This is a genomic window from Micromonospora kangleipakensis (genome assembly GCF_004217615.1).
Taxonomy (GTDB): Bacteria; Actinomycetota; Actinomycetes; order Mycobacteriales; family Micromonosporaceae; genus Micromonospora; species Micromonospora kangleipakensis.
Genome location: NZ_SHLD01000001.1, coordinates 4,331,772 through 4,352,488 on the forward strand (window position 1 = coordinate 4,331,772; position 20,717 = coordinate 4,352,488).

The following is a 20,717-nucleotide window of genomic DNA, read 5'->3' on the forward strand; positions in this document are numbered from 1 at the left end:
GGGTTGACGCAAAGAAAGGTGTTGCGCCGGCGGCCGCTCCCGCGATGTCCCAGATGACGACGGAGGGAGGGGTCGATGGGTGTCGAGGTGACCGTGCAGGGGCTGACCAAGTCCTTCGGCGGGCAGCCCGTGTGGTCGGACGTCTCCCTCACCCTGCCGGCGGGGGAGATCTCCGTTCTGCTCGGACCGTCCGGCACCGGCAAGTCGGTCTTCCTCAAGACGCTGGTCGGCCTGCTCCGCCCCGACCGGGGTTCCATCGTGATCGAGGGGCGGGACCTGCCCCGCCTCTCCGAGCGGGCGCTGTACGAGGTGCGCAAGCTCTTCGGCGTGCTGTTCCAGGACGGCGCGCTGTTCGGCTCGATGAACATCTACGACAACGTGGCGTTCCCGCTGCGCGAGCACACCCGCAAGTCCGAGTCGCAGATCCGCGCCGTGGTCACCGAGAAGCTCGACATGGTCGGCCTGGTCGGCGCCGAGAAGAAGCTGCCCGGCGAGATCTCCGGCGGCATGCGCAAGCGGGCCGGGCTGGCCCGGGCCCTCGTCCTCGACCCGCAGATCATCCTCTTCGACGAGCCGGACTCGGGGCTGGACCCGGTGCGCACCGCGTACCTCAACCAGCTCATCATCGACCTCAACCAGCGCACCGAGGCGACGTTCCTGATCGTGACCCACGACATCAACACCGCCCGGACCGTGCCGGACAACATCGGCCTGATCTACCACGGTCACCTGGCCATGTTCGGCCCCCGGGAGATGCTGCTGTCCAGCACCGAACCGGTGGTGCGGCAGTTCCTCAACGCCCAACGGGTCGGGCCGATCGGCATGGCCGAGGAGAAGGACGCCGAGGAGCTCGAGGCCGAGGCGCAGGCCGGCGTCGAGCTGCCGCCGCTGCCGCCCATCCCCGTGCAGCTCCCGCCCTCCGACGGGCTGCCCCGGCGGGCCGAGCGCCCACCCGGCCAGTGGTGCCGGGAGCACGGCGTCACCCCGCCGCCCGGTTCGTTCGCGGGCCGGCACGACGCGGAGCGCCCCACCGTCGAGCTGGACGGCGTGGACCTGCGCAACCACCGGGAGGTGGCCGGATGAGCGCCCCGGTGGCCGCGCTGCGCCGCTCCGGCGAGTTCTTCGCGTTCTGCCTGGACACGCTGCGCGGCCTGGGCCGCCGGCCGGTGCAGGTCCGCGAGTTCGTCCAGCAGGCGTGGTTCATCAGCTCGGTGTCGATCCTGCCGGCCGCGCTGGTCTCCATCCCGTTCGGCGCGGTCATCGCCCTGCAGCTCGGCTCCCTGGTCCGGCAGCTCGGCGCGCAGTCGTTCACCGGCGCCGCGTCGGTGCTCGCCGTCGTCCGCGAGGCCGGCCCGATCGTCACCGCGCTGATCATCGCCGGCGCGGGCGGCTCGGCGATCTGCGCCGACCTGGGCTCCCGCAAGATCCGCGAGGAGCTGGACGCGATGCAGGTCCTGGGCATCGACCCGATCCAGCGCCTCGTGGTGCCCCGGGTGCTCGCCTCGGTGCTGGTCGCCGTGCTGCTCAACGGGCTGGTCAGCGTGGTCGGGGTGACCGGCGGCTACACCTTCAACGTGGTGCTGCAGGGCGGCACCCCCGGGGCGTACCTGGCCAGCTTCCAGGCCCTCGGGCAGCTGCCCGACCTGCTGGTCGGCGAGGTCAAGGCGGCGCTCTTCGGCGCCACCGCCGCGCTCGTCGCCTGCTACCAGGGGATGAACGCCAAGGGCGGCCCCAAGGGCGTCGGCGACGCCGTCAACCAGAGCGTCGTCATCACCTTCATGCTGCTGTTCGCGCTGAACTTCGTCGTCACGGCCGTGTACTTCCAGGTCGTACCGCAGAAGGGGAGCTGACGTGGCGGTGCTGCGCTACCTCGACGACCTGGGCGGACAGCTCGCCTTCTACCTGCGCGCCTTCGCCTGGACGCCGCGCACCCTGCGCCGCTACAAGCGCGAGGTGGTCCGGCTGCTGGCCGAGGTCAGCTTCGGCTCCGGCGCGCTCGCCGTGCTCGGCGGCACCGTCGGCGTGATCTGCTTCCTCACCTTCTTCACCGGCACCGAGGTCGGCCTGCAGGGCTACCAGGCGCTCGACCAGATCGGCAGCAGCGCCTTCACCGGCTTCGTCTCGGCCTACTTCAACACCCGGGAGATCTCGCCGCTGGTGGCGGCGCTGGCGCTCTCGGCCACCGTCGGCTGCGGGTTCACCGCCCAGCTCGGCGCGATGCGGATCTCCGAGGAGGTCGACGCGCTGGAGGTGATGGGCGTGCCGTCGCTGCCGTTCCTGGTCACCACCCGGATGATCGCCGGCTTCGTCGCGGTCGTCCCGCTGTACGTGGTGGGCCTGCTCGCCAGCTACCTGGCCACCCGCACCATCGCCGTCGGCTACTTCGGACAGTCCGCCGGCACCTACGACTACTACTTCCACCTCTTCCTGCCGCCCGGGGACGTGCTCTGGTCCTTCGGCAAGGTGCTGGTCTTCAGCGTGATCGTGGTGCTGGTGCACTGCTGGTACGGCTACACCGCCAAGGGCGGGCCGGCCGGGGTGGGCGTCGCCGTCGGGCGGGCCGTCCGCACCGCCATCGTCGCGGTCAATGTCGTCGACTTCTTCCTGTCCCTGGCCATCTGGGGCGCCACGACCACCGTCCGGATCGCGGGGTGAACATGAGACATCGCGTCCTCGGCATCGTCTTCATCGCCGTGCTGACCGCGGCGCTGACCGCCTCCGTGCTGCAGTACCGCAAGGCGTTCACCCCGGTCGAGCGGGTCACCCTGCACGCGGACCGCGCCGGCCTGCAACTGCTCGACGGCGCCGACGTCAAGGTCCGCGGCGTCGTCGTCGGCGACGTCCGCTCGGTACGCAGCGACGGCGGCGGGGCCGTCATCGGGCTGGCGCTCGACCCGGCCACCACCGACCGGATCCCCGCCGACGTGACCGCCCGGCTGCTGCCCAAGACCCTCTTCGGCGAGCGGTACGTGGAGCTGGTCCCCCCGCCCACCAGCACCGCCGGGCCGATCCGCGACGGCGCGGTCATCACCCAGGACCGCAGCCGCACCGCCGTCGAGCTGGAACGGGTCCTCGACCGGGCGCTGCCGCTGCTGCAGTCCATCCGGCCCGACCAGCTCGCCGCCACCCTCGGCGCCATCTCCACCGCCCTGGAGGGGCGCGGCGACCAGCTCGGGGCGAACCTGACCCGGCTCGACGCGTACCTGCGGCAGCTCAACCCGGAGCTGCCCACCATCGCCGAGGACGTCCGCCAGCTCGCCGTCGCGCTGGACGGCTACGACGCCGCGCTGCCGGACCTGCTCGCCCTGCTGCGCGACGTCACCGTCACCGCAGCCACGGTCACCGACCAGCGCACGCAGCTCGCCGCGTTCCTCGCCGACACCACCGACACCGCCGACACCACCCGGGGCTTCCTCGACCGGCACGGCGACCAGCTCATCCGGCTCGGCCACGTCAGCCGCCCGGTGCTGGAACTGCTCGCCACCTATGCCCCCGAGTACCCGTGCCTGGCCCACGGCCTGGTCGCCCTGCAACCCCGGGTCGAGGAGGTCTTCGCCGGCGGGCGGATGCACATCACCCTGGAGGTGACCCGCGACGGCGGCCCGTACGAGCGGGGCCGCGACGAGCCGGTCTACGCCGCCCACGACGGCCCCGACTGCCGGGGCCTGCCCGACCCGAAGGTGCCCGCACCCGAGGTGCCGGTCGCCGACGGCTACGACCACGGCGGCACCCGTACCCGGTCACTCCTGCCGGTCGGCACGCCGGCCGGCCCGGCCGCCCCCGCCGCCGGCCCCGCGATGGGGCGGGCCGGCACCGGCGAGGAGAGCGCCCTGGTCAAACCGCTCGTCGGCGGGCTCACCGGCACGCCCGCGGCGGAGGTGCCCGACATCGCGGTGCTGCTCTGGGGGCCGCTGCTGCGCGGAGCGGTGGTGAACGCCCGATGACCGGGAAGACGACCGGTTCGCTGGTCAAGCTCGTGGTCTTCGCCGTGGTGACCCTGCTCGCCACCGCGCTGCTCGCCCAGACCCTCGGCGCGTTCCCGCCCGACGGCGTCACCTACCGGGCCCGGTTCACCGACGTGACCGGGCTGCTGCCCGGCGACGACGTGCGGATCGCCGGGGTGCGGGTGGGCAAGGTCAGCGACATCGCGGTGGTCGACGACACGGTCGCCGAGGTGGCCTTCACCGTCGACCGCGACGTGCCGGTGGCCACCAGCGTCCGCGCGAAGATCCGCTACCGGAACCTGGTCGGCCAGCGGTACGTGGCGCTGAGCGAGGGCCCGGGGGAGGGGCGGCCGCTGCGCGCCGACGGGCTGATCCCGCTCACCCAGACCACGCCCGCGCTGGACCTGACCGTGCTGTTCAACGGGTTCCGGCCGCTGTTCACCGCGCTGGACCCCGACGACGTCAACAAGCTGGCGTACGAGATCATCCAGGTCCTCCAGGGCGAGGGCGGCACCGTCGCCAGCCTGCTGCACCGCACCGCGTCGCTGACCAACACCCTCGCCGACCGCGACGCGGTGATCGGCCGGGTGGTCACCAACCTCAACCGGGTCCTGGCGACCCTGGCCACCCGGGACCGGGAGCTGGACCAGAGCATCGCCCAGCTGCAGCAGTTCGTCTCCGGACTGGCCGCCGACCGCACCGCCATCGGCGACGCCCTGGTCAACCTGGGCGAGCTGACCACCACGACCTCCTCGCTGCTGGGTCAGGTGCGACCGCCGCTGGCCGCCGACGTCCGCGCCCTCGACGACCTCGCCGGCACCCTGAACCGCAACTCCGCCGTCATCGACGGCACCCTGGGCCGGCTGCCGCAGCGCTACGAGTCGCTCACCCGGGTCGCCTCCTACGGCTCCTGGTTCAACTTCTACCTCTGCGACTTCGACGGGCGGGTCGCCGTCGCCGGCCGGGCCCCGCTGAACCCGGCCACCTTCAGCGCCCCCGCCGCCCGCTGCGCCACCGGAGGCAGCCAGTGAAACCCTTCCGCGAACGCAACCCGGTCGTCGTCGGCGCGACCGCGCTGACGCTGATCCTCGCCGCCCTGCTCGGCGCCTTCCAGCTCGACCGGCTGGCCGCCCTCACCGGCCGCACGTACCAGGCCGCGTTCCACGACGCCAGCGGCCTCGCCACCGGCAACGAGGTCCGGGTCGCGGGGGTCCGGGTCGGCGCGGTGACCGGGGTGGAGCTGGCCCCCGGCGCCCAGCCGTACGTGCGGGTCCGGTTCCGGGTCGACGACGACGGCGTACGGCTCGGCCGCGACACCGGCGCCACCATCCGGATCAAGACCGTGCTCGGGCAGAAGTACCTCGCCCTGTCCCCGGCCGGACCGGGAAAGCTGCCCGAGGACGGGCAGATCCCGCTCGCCCGCACCGCCGCCCCGTTCGACGTGGTGCAGGCGGTCACCGGGCTCGCCGACACCCTCGACAAGGTCGACACCGACCAGCTCGCCCAGGCGTTCGACACCCTCTCCCGGACCTTCGCCGACACCCCGGCCAGCGTCACCACCTCGCTGACCGGGCTGTCCCGGCTGTCCCGGACCGTCGCGAGCCGCGACGCCGAGCTGCGGACCCTGCTCGCCCGGACCCGGGACGTCACCGGCGTGCTCGCCGAACGCGACGAGGAGTTCCGCAAGCTCGTCACCGACGGCGAGAAGCTGCTCGCCGAGGTCAGCCGCCGCCGCGACGCCATCCACCGGCTGCTCGTCGGCACCAACGACCTCAGCGTCCAGCTCTCCGGACTGGTCGCCGACAACCGCGCCCAGCTCGAACCGGCGCTGCGCAAGCTGCACGACGTGGTGGCGATCCTGCAACGCAACCGCGACGACCTGGAGCAGACCGTCCGGCGGATGGCCCCGTTCGTCACCGCGTTCGCCAACGTGGTCGGCAACGGCCGCTGGTTCGACTCGTACGTCGACGGCCTGCTCCAGCCGTACCTGCCCACGACGGGAGGACGCTGATGCCCGGCCCGATCCAGCGCTGGCGCCGCCCCCTGGCCGCCGCGACCGTGCTGCTGACCGCCGTCGCCGCCGGGGTGGTGCTGTGGCGCCACGAGCCACCGCAGCGGCGGGTGGTCGCGTACTTCACCAAGGCGGTCGGGGTCTACCCCGGCTCGGACGTGCGGGTGCTCGGGGTCCGGGTCGGCGAGGTCGAGGCGGTCACCCCGCAGGGCCGCACCGTCCGCGTCGAGATGCGCTACGACCCCACCGTGGACGTCCCCGCCGACGCCCAGGCGCTGATCGTCCCGCCCAGCGTGGTCAGCGACCGGTACGTCCAGCTCACCCCGGCGTTCACCGGCGGGTCGGCGCTGGCCGACGGCGCCCAGATCCCGGTCGAGCGGACCGCCGCCCCGATGGAGATCGACGACATCTACCAGGCGCTCGACGAGTTCAACCGCACCCTCGGCCCGCAGGGCGCCAACGCCGACGGCGCCCTCTCCGACCTGGTGGCCACCGGCCGGGCCAACCTGGAGGGCAACGGCGGCAACCTGCACGACACTCTCGACGGGCTGTCCCGCGCGCTGACCACCCTCGCCGACGGGCGGCAGGACCTCTTCGGCTCGGTGGCCAACCTGCAACGCTTCACCACCGCGCTGGCCCGCAGCGACCAGCAGGTACGCGGCTTCAACCAGCAGCTCGCCGACGTGGCCGAGCAGCTCGCCGGCGAGAAGGAGGAGCTGGCCGCCGCGCTGCGCAACCTCTCCGCCGCGCTGGCCGAGGTCACCACCTTCGTGCGGCAGAACCGCACCGCGCTGGCCTCGAACGTGGCCGCGCTGACCGACATCACCGGCGTGCTGGTCCGCCAGCAGCAGGCGGTCATCGACATCCTCGACGTGACGCCGCTGGCGGTGAACAACCTCAGCCTCGCCTACAACCCCCGCTCGGGCACCCTCGACACCCGCGACAACGCCCTCGGCCCCTACGACCCGGCCACCTTCGTCTGCTCGCTGATGGTGGACCAGCTCCCCGCCGGCCAGGTGCCGGCGAAGTGCACCGCGCTGGCGCAGACCCTGCGCTCCCGCGGCCTGCCCCTGACCGACCAGCTGCGCAAGCTGCTCAAGCTGCCGCCCGGCGCCCCGGCGGCCGGCGGGTCCCCACCGGGTTCCATCAGCTCCCCCGGTGCGCCGACCGCCGACCAGGCGCCGGGCGGCTCCACCAGCACCAGCGACCCGACGCTCGGCGGCATCCTGCGGGGCCCGGCATGACCGCCCGGGCGCTGCGGATGCTGGCCGGCGTCGTCGTGGCGGCGCTGCTGCCCGCCGGCTGCGGGCTGCCCGAGCTCGCCGACCTGCCGCTGCCCGGCGGGGCGCCGGCCGGCGACGGCTACACCGTCACCGCCGAGTTCGGCGACGTGCTCGACCTGGTGCCCCGGGCCGCCGTCAAGGTCGACGACGTGACCGTCGGCACCGTGGAGAAGATCTCCCTCGCCGGCTGGCACGCCCGGGTCCGGCTGCGCATCGACCGCGCGGTGCGGCTGCCCGCGAACGCCACCGCCGCCGTACGCCAGAGCAGCCTGCTCGGGGAGAAGTACGTGACGGTGGCGGCGCCGCCCACCGGGCCGGCCAGCGGGCGCCTCGGCGACGGCGATGTCATCCCGCTCTCCCGCACCACCCGGGGCGCCGAGGTGGAGGAGGTGCTCGCCGCCCTCGGGCTGCTGCTCAACGGCGGCGGCCTGGCCCAGCTGCGGACCATCAACCAGGAGCTCGGCAAGGCCCTCGACGGCCGCGAACCCGACGTCCGGGACACCCTGCGGCAGCTCGACACCTTCATCGGCGGACTCGACCGCCAGAAGACCGACATCGTCCGCGCCATCGACGCGCTCGACCGGCTGACCGGCCGGCTCGACCGGCAGCGGCAGGTCGTCGGCGACGCGCTGGACTCCCTCGCCCCCGGCCTGACCGTGCTGGCCCAGCAACGCGCCCAGCTCACCGGGGCGCTGACCGCCCTCGGCGAACTCGGCGAGGTCGGCAGCCGGGTGGTCGACCGCAGCCGCGACGACACCCTGGCCAGCGTAAAGGCGCTGCAACCGATCCTGGAGCAGCTCGCCCGGGCCGGCGACGACCTGCCGAAGTCGCTGGACTTCATGCTGTCGTACCCGTTCCCGCCCAACGTCACCGGCGCGATCGTCGGCGACTTCGTCAACCTCTCCGTCACCGCCGACCTCGACGCCGCCAGCATCCTGGCCAACCTGGTGGCCGCCGCCCCGGCCCCGGCCCGGCCGGCCACCCGGCCGAACGCCCCCGCCGCGCCCCGGCCGCCCGCCGCGGGCGGCACGAAGCCCTCGCCCGGCGGCCTGCCCGGCGGCACCGGCCTCCCCGACCTGCCGCTGACGCAGTGCCTGCCCGACCCGAAGGACTTCCCGGACCGCTGGACGCCGCCGAAGGAGTGCGGGCTGCCCGAGGGCTGCGTGCTGCTCAAGCCCGGCTCGGCGGTGCCCCTCGGCGGCCTGCTGCTGCCCAAGGGGCTCGTGCCGCCGGGCACGGTCTTCCCGGCCGGCACCGAACTGCCGTCGGGCACCGTGCTGACCGCCGAGTGCGTGCTGCCGGTGACCGGGGCGATCACCGGGCAGGTCGGCGGCCTGCCGGACGTCCTGGGAGGAGGGCTGATCCCGTGATCGGACGCACCGCGAAGCTCCAGGTCATCGCCTTCGTGCTGGTGAGCGTGCTGGGCATCGGCTACGTCGGATTCCGCTACGTCGGCCTCGGCGACCGGCTCTTCGGCGGCGGCTACGTCGTCCACGTCGACCTGGCCCGGGCCGGCGGCATCTTCGCCAACGCCCCGGTCACCTACCGCGGGGTCCCCGTCGGCCGGGTCACCGCCGTCGCCCTGCGCGCCGACGGCGTCCGCGCCGACCTGCGGATCGACCGGGGCGTACGGGTGCCGGACGCCCTGCGGGCCGTGGTCACCCAGCGCTCCGCCGTCGGCGAGCAGTACCTCGACCTGCGACCCGAACGCGACGGTGGCCCCTTCCTCGCCGCTGGCGCCGTCATTCCGGTCGACCGCACCGGCGTCCCGCTCGCCCCGGAGACGCTGCTGACCAACCTCGACGCCCTGGTCCGTTCGATCGACCCGGACGACCTGACCGTGCTGATCAGCGAGCTGGGCACCGCGTTCGAGGGCAACGAGCGGGCCCTCGCGCGGATCCTCGACGCCGGCGACGCGCTGCTCGCCGAGGCCGACGCCCGGCTGCCCGAGACGCTGACGCTGATCCGCGACGGGCGCACCGTGCTCACCACCCAGGCGGAGTCCGCCGAGGCGCTGCGCCGCTGGTCCGCCGGCCTGGCGCAGCTCGCCGCCACCGTCCGCGCCGCCGATCCCGACCTGCGCCGGCTGCTCGCCACCGGCCCGCCGGCCGGCGCCGAGCTGCAGGCCCTGCTGCGCGGGCTGGAACCCAGCATCGGCACGCTGCTCGGCAACCTGGTCACCGTCAACGGGATCGCCGCCCGCCGGCTGCCCGGCATCGAGCAGCTGCTGGTGGTCTACCCGGTCGCGGTGGCCGGCGGCTTCACCGTCACCCCGGGCGACGGCACCGCTCACCTCGGCCTCGTCGTCAACGTGAACGACCCGCCCTCCTGCGTCTATCGCGGCGGCGGCACCCGGTGCAGCGCCCAGGAGCGAGCCGCCGGCGCCGGCGTACGCGGGGCGCAGAATGCGCCGCGACCGTCCGGACGCGAGCCCGCTCCCGCCCCGTCGAACCAGGCCGGCCCGGGCGGGTACGACCCGGCGACCGGCCTGGTGCTCGGCCCGGACGGGCGACCGTTGCAGTTCGGCGGGACCGGCGGGCAGTACCGGACCGCGGGTGACCAGTCATGGAAGCAGTTGCTGCTCGCCGGGGTGACCCCGTGACCGGCGTACCGGAGGAGGTGGCGGTGCCCAACCGCAGGAACACCACCCTGAAAGTGATCAAGGGAGCGAAGTCCGGCGGGCCGACGCCCACCCGACGCCGCCTCGTCACCCGTCCGGTGCCCCGACCGGCCGAGCCGATCGAGGAGGTGCTCGAACGCCTCGACCGGGAACCGGTCGACGACCCGACCGAGCCCGGTGACCTGACCGCGCTCGGCGACCCGGCGGAGGTCGAGGACTTGCCGGACCCCGACGAAGCTCCAACGGGGACGAAGGCACGGACCGCCGAGGCCGCCGACCACGACGCCGGTCCGCCGGGTCGCCGACGGGCGCTGGCCGGCCTGCTCGCGGTGCTGCTCGCCGCCGCCCTCGCGGCGGCCGGGGTGTACGGGCACCGCTGGTACGTCGACCGGGCCACCGACCAGGCCCGGCGGGACGCCGTGGCCGCCGCCCGGCAGGCCAGCGTCAACTTCGTCTCGGTCAGCGCCGCCAGCGTCGACCGGGACCTGCAACGCATCGTCGCCGGCGCCACCGGTGACTTCCGGGACGAGTTCACCCGCGGCCAGGCGCAGGTGCGCACGGCGGTGGTGGAGAACAAGGTCCAGTCGCAGGGGTCGGTGCTGCGCGCCGGGCTGGTCTCCGGGGACCGCCGGCACGCCGTCGTGCTCGTCGCCGTCGACGCCACCGTCCGAAACGTCAAGGCACCCGACGGCCGCCCGTCGCACTACCGCATCCAGGTGGACCTGGTCCGCGACAAGGACTCCGGCGACTGGCTGGTGTCCCGCCTGCAGTTCGTCGGCTGACCCGAGGAGGAGTCCCATGCGTGTCCCCACAGTCCTGCGCCGACGGCCCGGACGTCCCCCGCTGCTGCCGACGCTCGTCGTCGCGCTCCTGGTCGCGGCGGCCGTCGCCGCCGCCGGCTGGTCCGGCGACCACCGCGCCGGCCAGCGCGACCGCGCCGTCCGCCAGGCCCTGGCCGCCGCGCCCGCCGCCGCGAAGGCGATCTTCTCGTACGACTACCGCACCTTCGACGACAGCGTCGCCAACGGACGCACCTTCGCCACCGGCGACTTCGCCGACGAGTACGCCCGGACCACCGCCAGTCTCAAGCAGACCGCGACCAGACAGCAGGCGGTGGTCCTGGCCGAGGTCTCCGCGACCGGGGTGGTCACCGCCGGCACCGACCGGGTGGAACTGCTCGTCTACCTCAACCAGTACCGGCGCAACGTCAGCACGGCGGGGGAGAAGGTCGACCAGAACCGGGTCGTGCTCACCATGGTCCCGGTCCACGGGGAATGGAAGGTCGTCAAGGCGACAGCGATCTGACGCCGGAGCGTCGTCCGCTTGCCTGGGTCTGCTAACAGTGGCGACGTGTCCGTAACCGACCATGCTTCGTCCACCTCGCCCGGCCGGCCCCGCGGCGGCGGCACGCACGGCCGCCACGACCGGTCGCGGCGCGACATCCGGGCGACGGAAGCAGCCGTTGCGCCGATGGACGCCGGCCCCGGCGGGACCACAATGATCAGCGTGGCGGTGACCGACGGCCGCCCCTGGATCGCGGTGGAGTCCGTCGCATGAGCGCGAGCTGGCAACTCTCCGGCTACACGCCGGTCCGTCGGCTCGGCGCCGGCGCGTCGGGCAGCGTCATGCTCGCCACCCACGACGGGACCGGCACCCCGGTCGCCATCAAGTACCTGATCAAGAGCGTCGGCGAGGACCCGTCGTTCCGCACCGCGTTTCAGGCCGAGGCGCGGCTGCTGGGCGAGATCGACGACCCGCACGTCTCCCGGCTCTACGAGTACGTCGAGTCGCCCGCCGGCGCCGCCATCGTCATGGAGCTGGTCAACGGGGTGTCGCTGCGGCAGATGCTGCGCGCCCACGGCCCGACCACCCCGGAGTCGGCGCTCTGCGTCCTCAAGGGATCGCTGGCCGGGCTCGCCGCCGCGCACGCTCGCGGCGTCGTGCACCGCGACTACAAGCCGGAGAACGTGCTGGTCACCGGCGAGGGTCTCAGCAAGCTCGCCGACTTCGGCATCGCGATGCCGATCGGCGAGGGTGCCGACAGCACCGTCACCGGCACCCCCCGTTATATGGCGCCGGAGCAGTGGACCGGCGCGCCGGCCAGCCCCGCCTGCGACATCTACGCCGCCACCGCCACCTTCTTCGAGTGCCTCACCGGCCGCCCCCCGTACGACGGACGGGACCTGCTCACCCTGCGCCAGCAGCACGCCACCGCGCCGATCCCGACCGACCCGGCGCCCGCGCCGGTGCACGAGCTGCTGCGCCACGGCATGGCCAAGCAGCCCGCCGACCGGCCGCAACCCGCCCAGGTCTTCATCGAGGTGCTGGAGCAGGTGGCCGCCGGGGCGTACGGCGAGGAGTGGGAGGAGCGCGGGCTGCGGGAGCTGGCCCGCCGCGCGGCCCTGCTCGCCGCCCTCTGGCCGTTCCCCGACGGGTCCGGCGGCGCCACCAGCCTGGCCAGCACCGTCCTCGGCGGGACGGTTCCGGTGCGCCGGTCGGTGTTCCGGCAGGGCCGCCGGCGGACCGCGGTGCTCGCCGGTGGGGCACTGGTCGCGGCGCTGCTGGTCGGCGGGGCCGGGTACAGCTACGCCTCCCGCAGCGAGCCCGCCGTCGCGGCCAGCCCGCCCGGCGTCGACCCGCCCGGCGCCGATCCCACCGGTACACCCGCCGCGACCCCGGCGGAGCCGCCGAGCGCCACGCCGACCCCGCCGGCCACCCCGACGCCCGCCGCCGCCGCGTCGGCGACCCCGAGCCGGTCGCCGTCCGCCACGCCGAACCGTTCCCCGGTACGCACCACCGCCCCGGCGCCCCGGCCGTCCACCAGCACCTCTCCGCCGCCACCGCCCGACGTCACCGCCCCGTCCCTCGGCGGGGTCAGCGTCAACCCCGGTGAGCTGGAGCCGAAGGGCTGCCCGTACGGGTACAAGTCCAGCACCGTCACCGCCACCGTCACCGACGATCGCACCGGCGCGGACGCCCTGAAGGTCAGCTTCCGCTACACCCTGGAGGGGGCCACCGCGACGGTGCAGATGACCTCCGTCGGGCGTGGCCGGTTCCAGGGCACGCTCGGGCCGCTGACCGCGCCGAAGCAGAGCAGCCGCATCCCGATCTTCGTCACCGCCGTCGACGCCGCCGGCAACTCGACCAGCTCGACGTCACCGGTGTACGTGACGCTCTACAACTACTGCACCCCCGGATAGGAGCGCGACGTGCCTTCGTTCGACAGTTCCATCACGGGACGGTTCGGGTGACCCGGCCGGAGGAGCCCACCGAGGCACTGCCCACCCGGGCGGTGCCGCTGCCGGCCGCACCCGTCGATCCGGACCGCACCCGGACGCTCGGCGCCACCGACAGCACCGTGCACCTGAATGCCACCGACTCCACGATGCACCTCGGCGGCACTGATGCGACCGTGCACCTTGGGGACACGGACGCCACCGTCCACCTCGGTCCGCCCGATTCGACAGTGCGGTTGGGCGCTGACACCGTGTACCTCGGGTCCCCGGACGCCACCGTGCACCTGGGTGGGCCGGACGCGACGACCCGCCTCGGGGCCACCGACGCGACCGTGCACCTGGCCGGCGCTGCGGCCACCACCGGCGGCACCGAGCCGACGGTCCACTTCCCGGCGAGCGGCGGGACCGAACCCACCGCGACCGGCCCGGCCACCTCGACGTACCCCGCGGCGGGGGCGAGCCCCGCGTACCCGGGGGTGGCGGGCGACGCCCGGGCCGCGACCGGCCGGTCCCAGCCGGCGCCCGGCGGCGAGGTCCGCTTCGGGCCGGGCGTGCCGGCCACCCCGCCGGCCGCCCCCGCCTGGCCCGCGGCGGCCACGGCGCGCCGGCCGCGCCCGCTGTGGCGCCGGGTCGTCTCGGTGCTCTCCACCCTGCTCACCGTCGTCCTGCTGGTGGCGGTCGGGTTCTACCTGTGGCAGCGGATCAGCCCGCTGGAGGTCGAGGGCGTGACGGTGGCCGTGCCGCAGCCGGCCGGCGACCGGTGCGACGTCACCGTCGACGTGGTGGCGACCGTACGGACCAACGGCCGGGGCGGCGTGCTCCGTTACCAGTGGCTCCGCTCGGACGCCGCGCCCGGCAGCCTGCTCAGCGAGCGGGTCGGCCGGGGCCAGCGGACCGTCCTGCTGACCCTCAGGTGGAGCTTCAGCGGCGTCGGCACGACGAAGGAGACGGCCACCGTCAACATCATCGAGCCGTCGCCGGTGCAGGCCGGCACCGAGGTCAGCTACCGCTGCCGGCGGGGCTGACCGCGTTTCCCGCGCACCGCGTTCGGGTAGGTCCCCCGCGGACCGACCTGAATCCGTGTGTGGAGGCCCTTCGATGAAAGACAACTTCGGGAACGCGGTGGGCGACGCGTTCCGTTCGGTGATGCTGTTCCTGCCCAAGGCCGTCGCCTTCATCGCGATCCTGGTGGTCGGCTGGCTGATCGCCAAGGCCGTGCTGAAGCTCGTGGACACGGTCCTGGAGCGGGTGCACTTCGACAAGGCGGTCGAGCGCGGCGGCATCAAGACCGCCCTGGCCCGGTCCAAGTACGACGCCAGCGACATCGTGGCGAAGCTGGCCTACTACGGGGTGCTGCTGGTGACCCTCCAGCTCGCCTTCGGCATCTGGGGCCCGAACCCGATCTCCGACCTGATCGCCGGGGTCATCGCCTGGCTGCCCCGCGCGTTCGTCGCCATCGTCATCGTGGTGGTGGCCGCCGCGATCGCCAAGGCGGTCAAGGACATCATCTCCAGCGCCCTCGGTGGCCTGTCGTACGGCCGGGTGCTGGCCAACATCGCCTCGATCTTCATCCTCGGCCTGGGCGTCATCGCCGCCCTGAACCAGATCGGCGTCGCCACCGCGGTGACCACCCCGGTGCTGATCGCGGTGCTCGCGACCGTCGGCGGCATCCTCGTCGTGGGCGTCGGCGGCGGGCTGGTCCGGCCGATGCAGAGCCGCTGGGAGAACTGGCTGACCCGCGCCGAGCAGGAGTCGCGGGCCATCGCCACGCACGCCCGGGCGTACCAGGCGGGCCGGCGCGACGTCGAGGCCCGGCTGAGCCAGCCGGTCAGCCCGTACGCGGAGGCCGAGCTGACCCAGCCGGTCGCCCGGGACACCGACGCCGACCGCACCCAGCCGGTCGCCCCGTACGGCGGCGCGGAGCCCACCCAGCCGGTCGCCCCGTACGGCGCGGCGGAGCCCACCCAGCCGGTCCCGCCGTACGGCGAGTCGGAGCGCACCCAGCCGACCACGCCGCGGCAGCCCACCGCCGAGCAGGCGGTGGACAACGAGTCCACGATGGTCATCCCGCAGGCGGACGTGGAGAAGTTCCGCCGCTGACCGTCCGCACGCGCACCGGGGTGGGGCCCAGCCGGGTCCCACCCCGACGTGTGTTCCGGGCAGACTCGACGAGCGTTAGCATCGGCTTCATGACCTGGCGATGTTGATCCTGCCTTAGAGGCCGTGGCCGCGGGCCGCCGCGGACGCCGTACGTCCGGCGTCCGTTCCGTCCCCGTGGGAAGGCCTCATGATCATCTCTCCTGCGCGCGTACCCGCGGCCCGCCGGCTGGCGGGCGCGCTCTACGGCTACGCGTTCCTCACCGACCTCGTCCTGCTCTACCCGGTGTACGTGCTGCTGTTCAGCGACAACGGCCTGTCGGTCGGGCAGATCTCCTCGCTCTTCGTGATCTGGTCGGCGACCGGCATCGTCCTGGAGGTCCCCTCCGGGGCGTGGGCCGACGCCGTCTCCCGGCGGCTGCTGCTCGTCCTGGCGCCGCTGCTGCCCGCCGCCGGCTTCGCCTGCTGGGTGCTCGCCCCGTCCTACCCGGCGTTCGCGGTGGGGTTCCTGCTCTGGGGCGCCGGCGGGGCACTGCGCTCCGGGGCGCTGGAGGCGCTGGTCTTCACCGAACTCGACCGGCTCGGCGCCACCGACCGGTACGCCCGCCTGATGGGCCGGGCGCACACCGCCGGGGTGCTGGGTGCGGCCGGCTCCGGGGCGCTGGCCGGGCCGGTCCTCGCCGTCGGCGGCTACCCGGCGGTGGGCGCGGCCAGCATCCTCGCCTGCCTGCTCGCCGCGGCCGCCGCGACCCGGTTGCCCGAGCACCGACCGGGCCGGCCCGTCGAGCCCGCGGCGGTTCCCGGACCGGCCACGGCCGAGCGGCGGGACCAGCCGGACGGCGGCGACGAGCTGGGGTGGCTGGCCACCCTGCGCGTCGGGCTGGCCGAGGCCCGGGCCGACCGCACGGTACGCGCCGCCGTGCTGCTCGTCCCGGCGGTGACCGCGATCTGGGGCGGGCTCGACGAGTACACCGCGCTGCTGGCCCGGGAGACCGGCGTCGCCGACGCGACCGTGCCGCTGCTGCTCCTGCTGCTCTGGGCCGGGATGACCGCCGGCGGGCTGCTCGCCCCGGCGGGGGAGCGGCTGACCATCCGCGGGTACGCGGGCCTGCTGGTGCTCGCCGCGTCGGCGCTGGCGGTGGGCGCCCTGGTCGGCAGCCCGGTGGGCTTCCTGCCGCTCGCGGTCGCCTTCGCCGCGTTCCAGCTCGCCACGGTGCTCGCGGACGTGCGCCTGCAGGCCCGGATCACCGGCCCGGGCCGGGCGACGGTCGCCTCGGTGGCCGGGATGGCGACCGACCTGACCATCGTCGCGTTCTACGGCGGGTACGCCGTCGTGGCCGGCGCGGCCGGCAACGGGATCGCCTTCGCGCTGGCCGCCCTGCCGTACCTGGCGGTGGCGGGCTGGCTGGTCGGCTCCCGGTCGTGGCGGGACGCGCCGGCGCCCGGCAAATCGGTGGTTACCGGGTAAGGCCGTTTCTTTCCTGATTACGGTAGGTGCGGAGGCGATGCCGGTGACGATGGAAGCAGAGCGCACGCTGCGCGCGGAGGACCTCGCCGGGCTGGGTGAGCTCGCCGCCCAGCTCCGGGTCGACGCGATCCGGTGCAGCACCCGGGCCGGGTCCGGGCACCCGACCTCCAGCCTCTCCGCCGCCGACCTGCTCGCGGTGCTGATCTCCCGGCACCTGCGCTACGACTGGACGGACCCGCGCGGGCGCGCCAACGACCACCTGATCTTCTCCAAGGGTCACGCCTCGCCGCTGCTGTACGCGGTCTTCAAGGCCGTGGGCGCCATCACCGACCAGGAGCTGGTCGAGACCTACCGCCAGTTCGGGTCGCGCCTGCAGGGGCACCCCACGCCGGCCCTGCCCTGGGTCGACGTCGCCACCGGTTCGCTCGGTCAGGGCCTGCCCGCCGGCGTCGGGATCGCGCTCGCCGGCCGCTACCTCGATCATCTGCCGTTCCACGTCTGGGCGCTGTGCGGCGACAGCGAGATGGCCGAGGGCTCCATCTGGGAGGCGCTGGACAAGGCCGGCCACTACGGCCTGCACAACCTCACCGCGATCGTCGACATCAACCGGTTCGGGCAGCGCGGCCCGACCGAGCTGGAATGGGACCTGGACACCTACCGCCGCCGGGTCGAGGCGTTCGGCTGCCAGGCGCTCGTCATCGACGGCCACGACCTGGTCGCGATCGACGAGGCGTTCGGCCGGGCCCGGCAGGCGACGGGTCCGACCGTGGTGCTCGCCCGCACGCTCAAGGGCAAGGGGGTGTCGGAGGTCGAGAACCAGCCGGGGTGGCACGGCAAGCCGCTGAAACCCGACATGGCCGAGCGTGCCGTGGAGACTCTCGGCGGGGTACGCCAGATCCGCGTCACCGGGCCGCGGCCCGAGCCCGCCCCGCCCGCCGGCGCCCCCGCCGGCGAGCCACCCACCATGCCCCGGTACGACAAGGGGGCGAACGTGGCCACCCGGAACGCGTACGGCGACGCGCTGCGCGCGCTGGGCTCGCGGCCGGACGTGGTCGCCCTGGACGGTGAGGTCAGCGACTCCACCCGCGCCGACAAGTTCGGCGAGGCGTACCCGGACCGGTTCTTCGAGATGTTCATCTCCGAACAGCAACTGGTCGCCGCCGCGGTCGGGCTGCAGGTACGCGGCTATCGGCCCTTCGCCGCGACCTTTGCGGCGTTCCTCTCCCGCGCCTACGACTTCATCCGGATGGCCGGCATCTCCCGGGCCGACATCGCCCTGTCCGGGTCGCACTCCGGGGTGGAGATCGGGGCGGACGGTCCCTCGCAGATGGGGCTGGAGGACCTGGCGGCCATGCGCGCCGTGCAGGGGTCGACGGTGCTGTATCCCAGCGACGCCGTGTCCTGCGCGGCCCTCGTCGCGCAGATGGTCGACCGCAAGGGCGTCAACTACCTGCGCACCACCCGAGGCAAGTACCCGGTGCTCTACGACAACGAGGACACCTTCCCGGTGGGCGGCAGCAAACTGCTCCGTGGCGGCGACGACGACGACGTCGCGCTGATCGGCGCCGGGGTGACGGTGCACAACTGCCTGGCTGCCGCCGACGAGTTGGCGCGCGAGGGGATCAAGGCCCGGGTCATCGACCTGTACTCGGTCAAGCCGCTGGACCGGGACCGGTTGCTCGACGCCGTCCGGGCCACCGGCGGTCGGCTGCTGGTGGTCGAGGACCACTACCCGGAGGGTGGTGTGGGGTCGGCGGTCCTCGAGTCCCTGGCCAACCTCGCCGAGCCGGTGCGGGTGACGCACCTGGCGGTACGCGGCCTACCCACCTCCGGTACCCCGACCCAGCTGATGGACCAGGCCGGGATCGGGGTGCGCGCCATCGTCGCGGCGGCACGCGCCGCGGAGGCCCCCGGCCGCTGACGCGACGGGCGCCGTTTCACCCCCGGGCGCGCGGGTAGACGCAGCATTCGCGGCAGGAGGGGGTTCGAGGTGAAGTACGCGGAGTTCATCCAGTCGGTGGCGACGCGACCGAAGATGTCACCGACGCTGGCCGAGCCGATCACCCGTGCCACGCTCGCGACGTTGGCGGAGCGGCTCAGCGGCGGCCAGGCACGGGATCTCGCCGCGCAGCTCCCCGAGGGGCTGCGGGGAGACCTACGCAAGCCCGACGAGGAGGCCGAACCGTTCGAGCTTCCCGAGTTCTTCGAGCGGGTGCAGCAACGCGCCGCGGTGGAGTTCCAGACGGCGACCGACGGGGTGCGCGCCGTGCTGGACACGCTGCGGGACGCGGTCAGCGAGAAGGAGTACCAGGACTCCATCGCCCAGTTGCCGAAGGAGTTCTGGCAGCTGACGGGGCCGGCGGCCACCCGGCTCGAACCCCGCCGGATCGGCACGTAGGCCCGGCCGCGTCACGCCCGCAGCCGGACCTCGGCGGGTTCGCGGTCGCTGCGCAGCCCCTTCCAGGAGGGGTGGCGCAGCCGGCGGTCGGGCGTCCAGGACCGGAAGGCGACGTCCCCGACCAGGACCGGGTCGACCCAGACGGCATGGCGGGCGTGTTCGCGGGGCACCGGCGAGGCGAACGGCGGGTCCGGCCGGCGCAGCGGCTCCAGGCGTTGCTGCAGGTCGCGCAGCACGGTCTGGGTGAAGCCCGTGCCGACGTGTCCGATGTAGGCCAACCTGTCCTGCTCGTCGTACATGCCGAGCAGCAGGGAGCCGATGGTGCCGGCCCGCCGGCCGGCGCCCGGCTTGTAGCCGCCCACGATGACCTCGACGGTGTCGTTGAGCGGCACCTTGACCCACGCCGGCGAGCGGCGACCCGGTTCGTACGGCGAGCGGATCTGCTTGGCCACGACCCCTTCGAGGCCGAGGTCCGCCGCCGCGGTGGACAGGTCCCGACCGGCGTCGCCGGTCCAATGGGGCGGCGTGTCGACGCTCTGCCCGCTGAGCCCCAGCTCCTGCAGCGCCGTGCGGCGTTCGGCGTACGGCAGGCGGGTGAGGTCCCGCCCGTCGAGGTGCAGCAGGTCGAACAGGTACAGCCGGACCGGCGTGGCGTCGACCAGCGCGGCGCTCGGCGCGCGTACGTGCATCCGGTGTTGCAGTGCCGAGAAGCTGGGCCGGCCGTTGGCGTCGAGCGCGACGATCTCCCCGTCGAGCACCGCCCGCCGCCCGGCCAGGAGCTGCGTGAGCTCGTCCAGCTCCGGATACGCCCGGGTGACGTCGCGGTCGTTGCGGCTGAGCAGCCGTAACCCGTCGTCGACGTAGGCGATCGCGCGCACGCCGTCCCACTTGAACTCGTACGCCCAGCCGGGCCCGCCGGGCAGCGCGCCACTGGACGCCAGCATCGGCGGCACGAGACCCGGCATCCTGGCACTCACGCCTCGATCATGGCCAATCCCGCGCGCGGAGACGCAGGTTTCCGGTCATTCCGCTCGCGCCGGCACGTCTCGACCGCGGGCGCCCGTCGCCCTGCGGCGTCGGGGCAACGAGAGGCCGCCGATCGTTTGCGGCCGGTGGCGGCGGGTAGCCACGCGGTCTCCGGGACGGGAAGGACGGAGCATGGCTGAGCTGGAGTTCTTCGAAAAGGTGGCCGCCCGGGCGGGCGTACCGCCGGAGACGGCGCAATCCCTGACCGAGGCCACCCTGCGCACCCTCGCGGAGCGGATCAGTGGCGGCCAGGCGGCGGACCTGGCCGACCACGTGGCGCACCAGCTGCGCCCGTTCCTGGCCAGGGCCCGTCCGGAGGAGCCGCAGGTGTTCGCGTACGACGAGTTCCTGCGCCGGGTGGCGGCGCGCGCGGGGGTGGCGGACGACGTCGCCGAGCGGGGCGCCCGGGCCGTCCTGCAGACCCTGCACCGCGTGGTCGCGCACCGGGAGTTCTGGGACGCCATGTCGGAGCTGCCCGCGCAGATCCGCGCCCTGGCCGAGCCGGTCCCGCGCGGGGCCTGACCGGGAGGCAGTCCTGACCTCGGCGGGGTCGGCGTTGGGCGGCGGAGGCGGTGCGGACCCGGGCCGCGAGGCCGCCCTCCGACGCACTTCCGCGACCTGTCGGCCTTAACTC

The 20,717-nt window shown here is 74.1% G+C and carries 20 protein-coding genes; 19 read left to right on the plus strand and 1 reads right to left on the minus strand.

Annotated elements, in window-relative coordinates; translation table 11 throughout:
• Positions 1 to 75: 75 nt before the first annotated feature.
• The 18 genes from EV384_RS20740 to EV384_RS20825 all read left to right on the plus strand — a co-directional run bounded on the left by EV384_RS20740 (position 76) and on the right by EV384_RS20825 (position 19,057).
• Positions 76 to 1,083: an ABC transporter ATP-binding protein gene (locus EV384_RS20740; protein WP_130335759.1), complete on the plus strand. Its 1,008-nt coding sequence runs from the start codon at positions 76 to 78 to the stop codon at positions 1,081 to 1,083.
• Positions 1,080 to 1,850, plus strand: a complete 771-nt coding sequence (locus EV384_RS20745; protein WP_130335761.1) for an MlaE family ABC transporter permease — start codon at positions 1,080 to 1,082, stop codon at positions 1,848 to 1,850. The genes EV384_RS20740 and EV384_RS20745 overlap by 4 nt, the downstream gene beginning before the upstream one ends.
• A 1-nt stretch (position 1,851) precedes the next feature.
• Positions 1,852 to 2,655: an MlaE family ABC transporter permease gene (locus tag EV384_RS20750; RefSeq protein ID WP_130335763.1), complete on the plus strand. Its 804-nt coding sequence runs from the start codon at positions 1,852 to 1,854 to the stop codon at positions 2,653 to 2,655.
• 2 nt (positions 2,656 to 2,657) lie between these two features.
• Complete coding sequence (locus EV384_RS20755) at positions 2,658 to 3,944, plus strand: MCE family protein (protein WP_130335764.1); 1,287 nt, start codon at positions 2,658 to 2,660, stop codon at positions 3,942 to 3,944.
• Entirely contained in the window at positions 3,941 to 4,975 is a 1,035-nt protein-coding gene (locus EV384_RS20760) for an MCE family protein (RefSeq protein WP_130335766.1), read from the plus strand. The genes EV384_RS20755 and EV384_RS20760 overlap by 4 nt, the downstream gene beginning before the upstream one ends.
• The gene (locus EV384_RS20765) at positions 4,972 to 5,955 is read left to right on the plus strand and encodes an MCE family protein (protein ID WP_130335768.1); all 984 of its coding nucleotides are present in this window, start codon (positions 4,972 to 4,974) and stop codon (positions 5,953 to 5,955) included. The genes EV384_RS20760 and EV384_RS20765 overlap by 4 nt, the downstream gene beginning before the upstream one ends.
• Positions 5,955 to 7,199 carry an MCE family protein gene (locus tag EV384_RS20770; RefSeq protein ID WP_130335770.1) on the plus strand — a complete coding sequence of 415 codons (1,245 nt, stop codon included), beginning with the start codon at positions 5,955 to 5,957 and terminating at the stop codon, positions 7,197 to 7,199. Before EV384_RS20765 ends, EV384_RS20770 begins: the two co-directional genes overlap by 1 nt.
• Positions 7,196 to 8,608, plus strand: a complete 1,413-nt coding sequence (locus EV384_RS20775) for an MCE family protein (RefSeq protein WP_130335772.1) — start codon at positions 7,196 to 7,198, stop codon at positions 8,606 to 8,608. Before EV384_RS20770 ends, EV384_RS20775 begins: the two co-directional genes overlap by 4 nt.
• Entirely contained in the window at positions 8,605 to 9,840 is a 1,236-nt protein-coding gene (locus tag EV384_RS20780) for an MCE family protein (RefSeq protein ID WP_165440000.1), read from the plus strand. The genes EV384_RS20775 and EV384_RS20780 overlap by 4 nt, the downstream gene beginning before the upstream one ends.
• The gene (locus EV384_RS20785; RefSeq protein ID WP_130335776.1) at positions 9,837 to 10,640 is read left to right on the plus strand and encodes a hypothetical protein; all 804 of its coding nucleotides are present in this window, start codon (positions 9,837 to 9,839) and stop codon (positions 10,638 to 10,640) included. Before EV384_RS20780 ends, EV384_RS20785 begins: the two co-directional genes overlap by 4 nt.
• Positions 10,641 to 10,656: 16 nt before the next feature.
• The gene (locus tag EV384_RS20790) at positions 10,657 to 11,163 is read left to right on the plus strand and encodes a hypothetical protein (protein ID WP_130335778.1); all 507 of its coding nucleotides are present in this window, start codon (positions 10,657 to 10,659) and stop codon (positions 11,161 to 11,163) included.
• A 45-nt stretch (positions 11,164 to 11,208) separates the two neighbouring features.
• The gene (locus EV384_RS20795; RefSeq protein ID WP_130335780.1) at positions 11,209 to 11,415 is read left to right on the plus strand and encodes a hypothetical protein; all 207 of its coding nucleotides are present in this window, start codon (positions 11,209 to 11,211) and stop codon (positions 11,413 to 11,415) included.
• The gene (locus EV384_RS20800) at positions 11,412 to 13,058 is read left to right on the plus strand and encodes a serine/threonine-protein kinase (RefSeq protein ID WP_130335782.1); all 1,647 of its coding nucleotides are present in this window, start codon (positions 11,412 to 11,414) and stop codon (positions 13,056 to 13,058) included. Before EV384_RS20795 ends, EV384_RS20800 begins: the two co-directional genes overlap by 4 nt.
• 47 nt (positions 13,059 to 13,105) lie before the next feature.
• Positions 13,106 to 14,119, plus strand: a complete 1,014-nt coding sequence (locus tag EV384_RS20805; RefSeq protein ID WP_130335784.1) for a hypothetical protein — start codon at positions 13,106 to 13,108, stop codon at positions 14,117 to 14,119.
• 73 nt (positions 14,120 to 14,192) lie between these two features.
• Positions 14,193 to 15,194: a mechanosensitive ion channel family protein gene (locus tag EV384_RS20810; protein ID WP_130335786.1), complete on the plus strand. Its 1,002-nt coding sequence runs from the start codon at positions 14,193 to 14,195 to the stop codon at positions 15,192 to 15,194.
• 187 nt (positions 15,195 to 15,381) lie between these two features.
• Positions 15,382 to 16,659: an MFS transporter gene (locus EV384_RS20815; RefSeq protein WP_130335788.1), complete on the plus strand. Its 1,278-nt coding sequence runs from the start codon at positions 15,382 to 15,384 to the stop codon at positions 16,657 to 16,659.
• 49 nt (positions 16,660 to 16,708) lie between these two features.
• Complete coding sequence (locus EV384_RS20820; RefSeq protein ID WP_165440160.1) at positions 16,709 to 18,580, plus strand: transketolase; 1,872 nt, start codon at positions 16,709 to 16,711, stop codon at positions 18,578 to 18,580.
• A gap of 69 nt (positions 18,581 to 18,649) precedes the next feature.
• Entirely contained in the window at positions 18,650 to 19,057 is a 408-nt protein-coding gene (locus EV384_RS20825; RefSeq protein ID WP_242624179.1) for a DUF2267 domain-containing protein, read from the plus strand.
• 11 nt (positions 19,058 to 19,068) lie between these two features.
• On the opposite strand, the gene ligD is transcribed toward EV384_RS20825, so the two are convergent.
• The gene (gene ligD, locus EV384_RS20830; RefSeq protein ID WP_423202910.1) at positions 19,069 to 20,034 is read right to left on the minus strand and encodes a non-homologous end-joining DNA ligase; all 966 of its coding nucleotides are present in this window, start codon (positions 20,032 to 20,034) and stop codon (positions 19,069 to 19,071) included.
• Positions 20,035 to 20,215: 181 nt separating this feature from the next.
• Between ligD and EV384_RS20835 the strand changes: the two genes are divergently transcribed.
• A complete protein-coding gene (locus EV384_RS20835) occupies positions 20,216 to 20,605 on the plus strand; it encodes a DUF2267 domain-containing protein (protein WP_130335792.1) in 390 nt (129 codons plus the stop codon).
• The last annotated feature ends 112 nt before the right edge of the window (positions 20,606 to 20,717 follow it).

Bases quoted from the DNA above. Each gene is read 5' to 3' on its own strand.
- EV384_RS20755 (WP_130335764.1), top strand. From the start codon at position 2,658: ATGAGACATCGCGTCCTCGGCATCGTCTTCATCGCCGTGCTGACCGCG.
- EV384_RS20835 (WP_130335792.1), top strand. From the start codon at position 20,216: ATGGCTGAGCTGGAGTTCTTCGAAAAGGTGGCCGCCCGGGCGGGCGTA.
- EV384_RS20740 (WP_130335759.1), top strand. From the start codon at position 76: ATGGGTGTCGAGGTGACCGTGCAGGGGCTGACCAAGTCCTTCGGCGGG.
- EV384_RS20790 (WP_130335778.1), top strand. From the start codon at position 10,657: ATGCGTGTCCCCACAGTCCTGCGCCGACGGCCCGGACGTCCCCCGCTG.
- EV384_RS20775 (WP_130335772.1), top strand. From the start codon at position 7,196: ATGACCGCCCGGGCGCTGCGGATGCTGGCCGGCGTCGTCGTGGCGGCG.
- EV384_RS20800 (WP_130335782.1), top strand. From the start codon at position 11,412: ATGAGCGCGAGCTGGCAACTCTCCGGCTACACGCCGGTCCGTCGGCTC.
- EV384_RS20770 (WP_130335770.1), top strand. From the start codon at position 5,955: ATGCCCGGCCCGATCCAGCGCTGGCGCCGCCCCCTGGCCGCCGCGACC.
- EV384_RS20810 (WP_130335786.1), top strand. From the start codon at position 14,193: ATGAAAGACAACTTCGGGAACGCGGTGGGCGACGCGTTCCGTTCGGTG.
- EV384_RS20760 (WP_130335766.1), top strand. From the start codon at position 3,941: ATGACCGGGAAGACGACCGGTTCGCTGGTCAAGCTCGTGGTCTTCGCC.
- EV384_RS20820 (WP_165440160.1), top strand. From the start codon at position 16,709: ATGGAAGCAGAGCGCACGCTGCGCGCGGAGGACCTCGCCGGGCTGGGT.
- EV384_RS20745 (WP_130335761.1), top strand. From the start codon at position 1,080: ATGAGCGCCCCGGTGGCCGCGCTGCGCCGCTCCGGCGAGTTCTTCGCG.
- EV384_RS20815 (WP_130335788.1), top strand. From the start codon at position 15,382: ATGATCATCTCTCCTGCGCGCGTACCCGCGGCCCGCCGGCTGGCGGGC.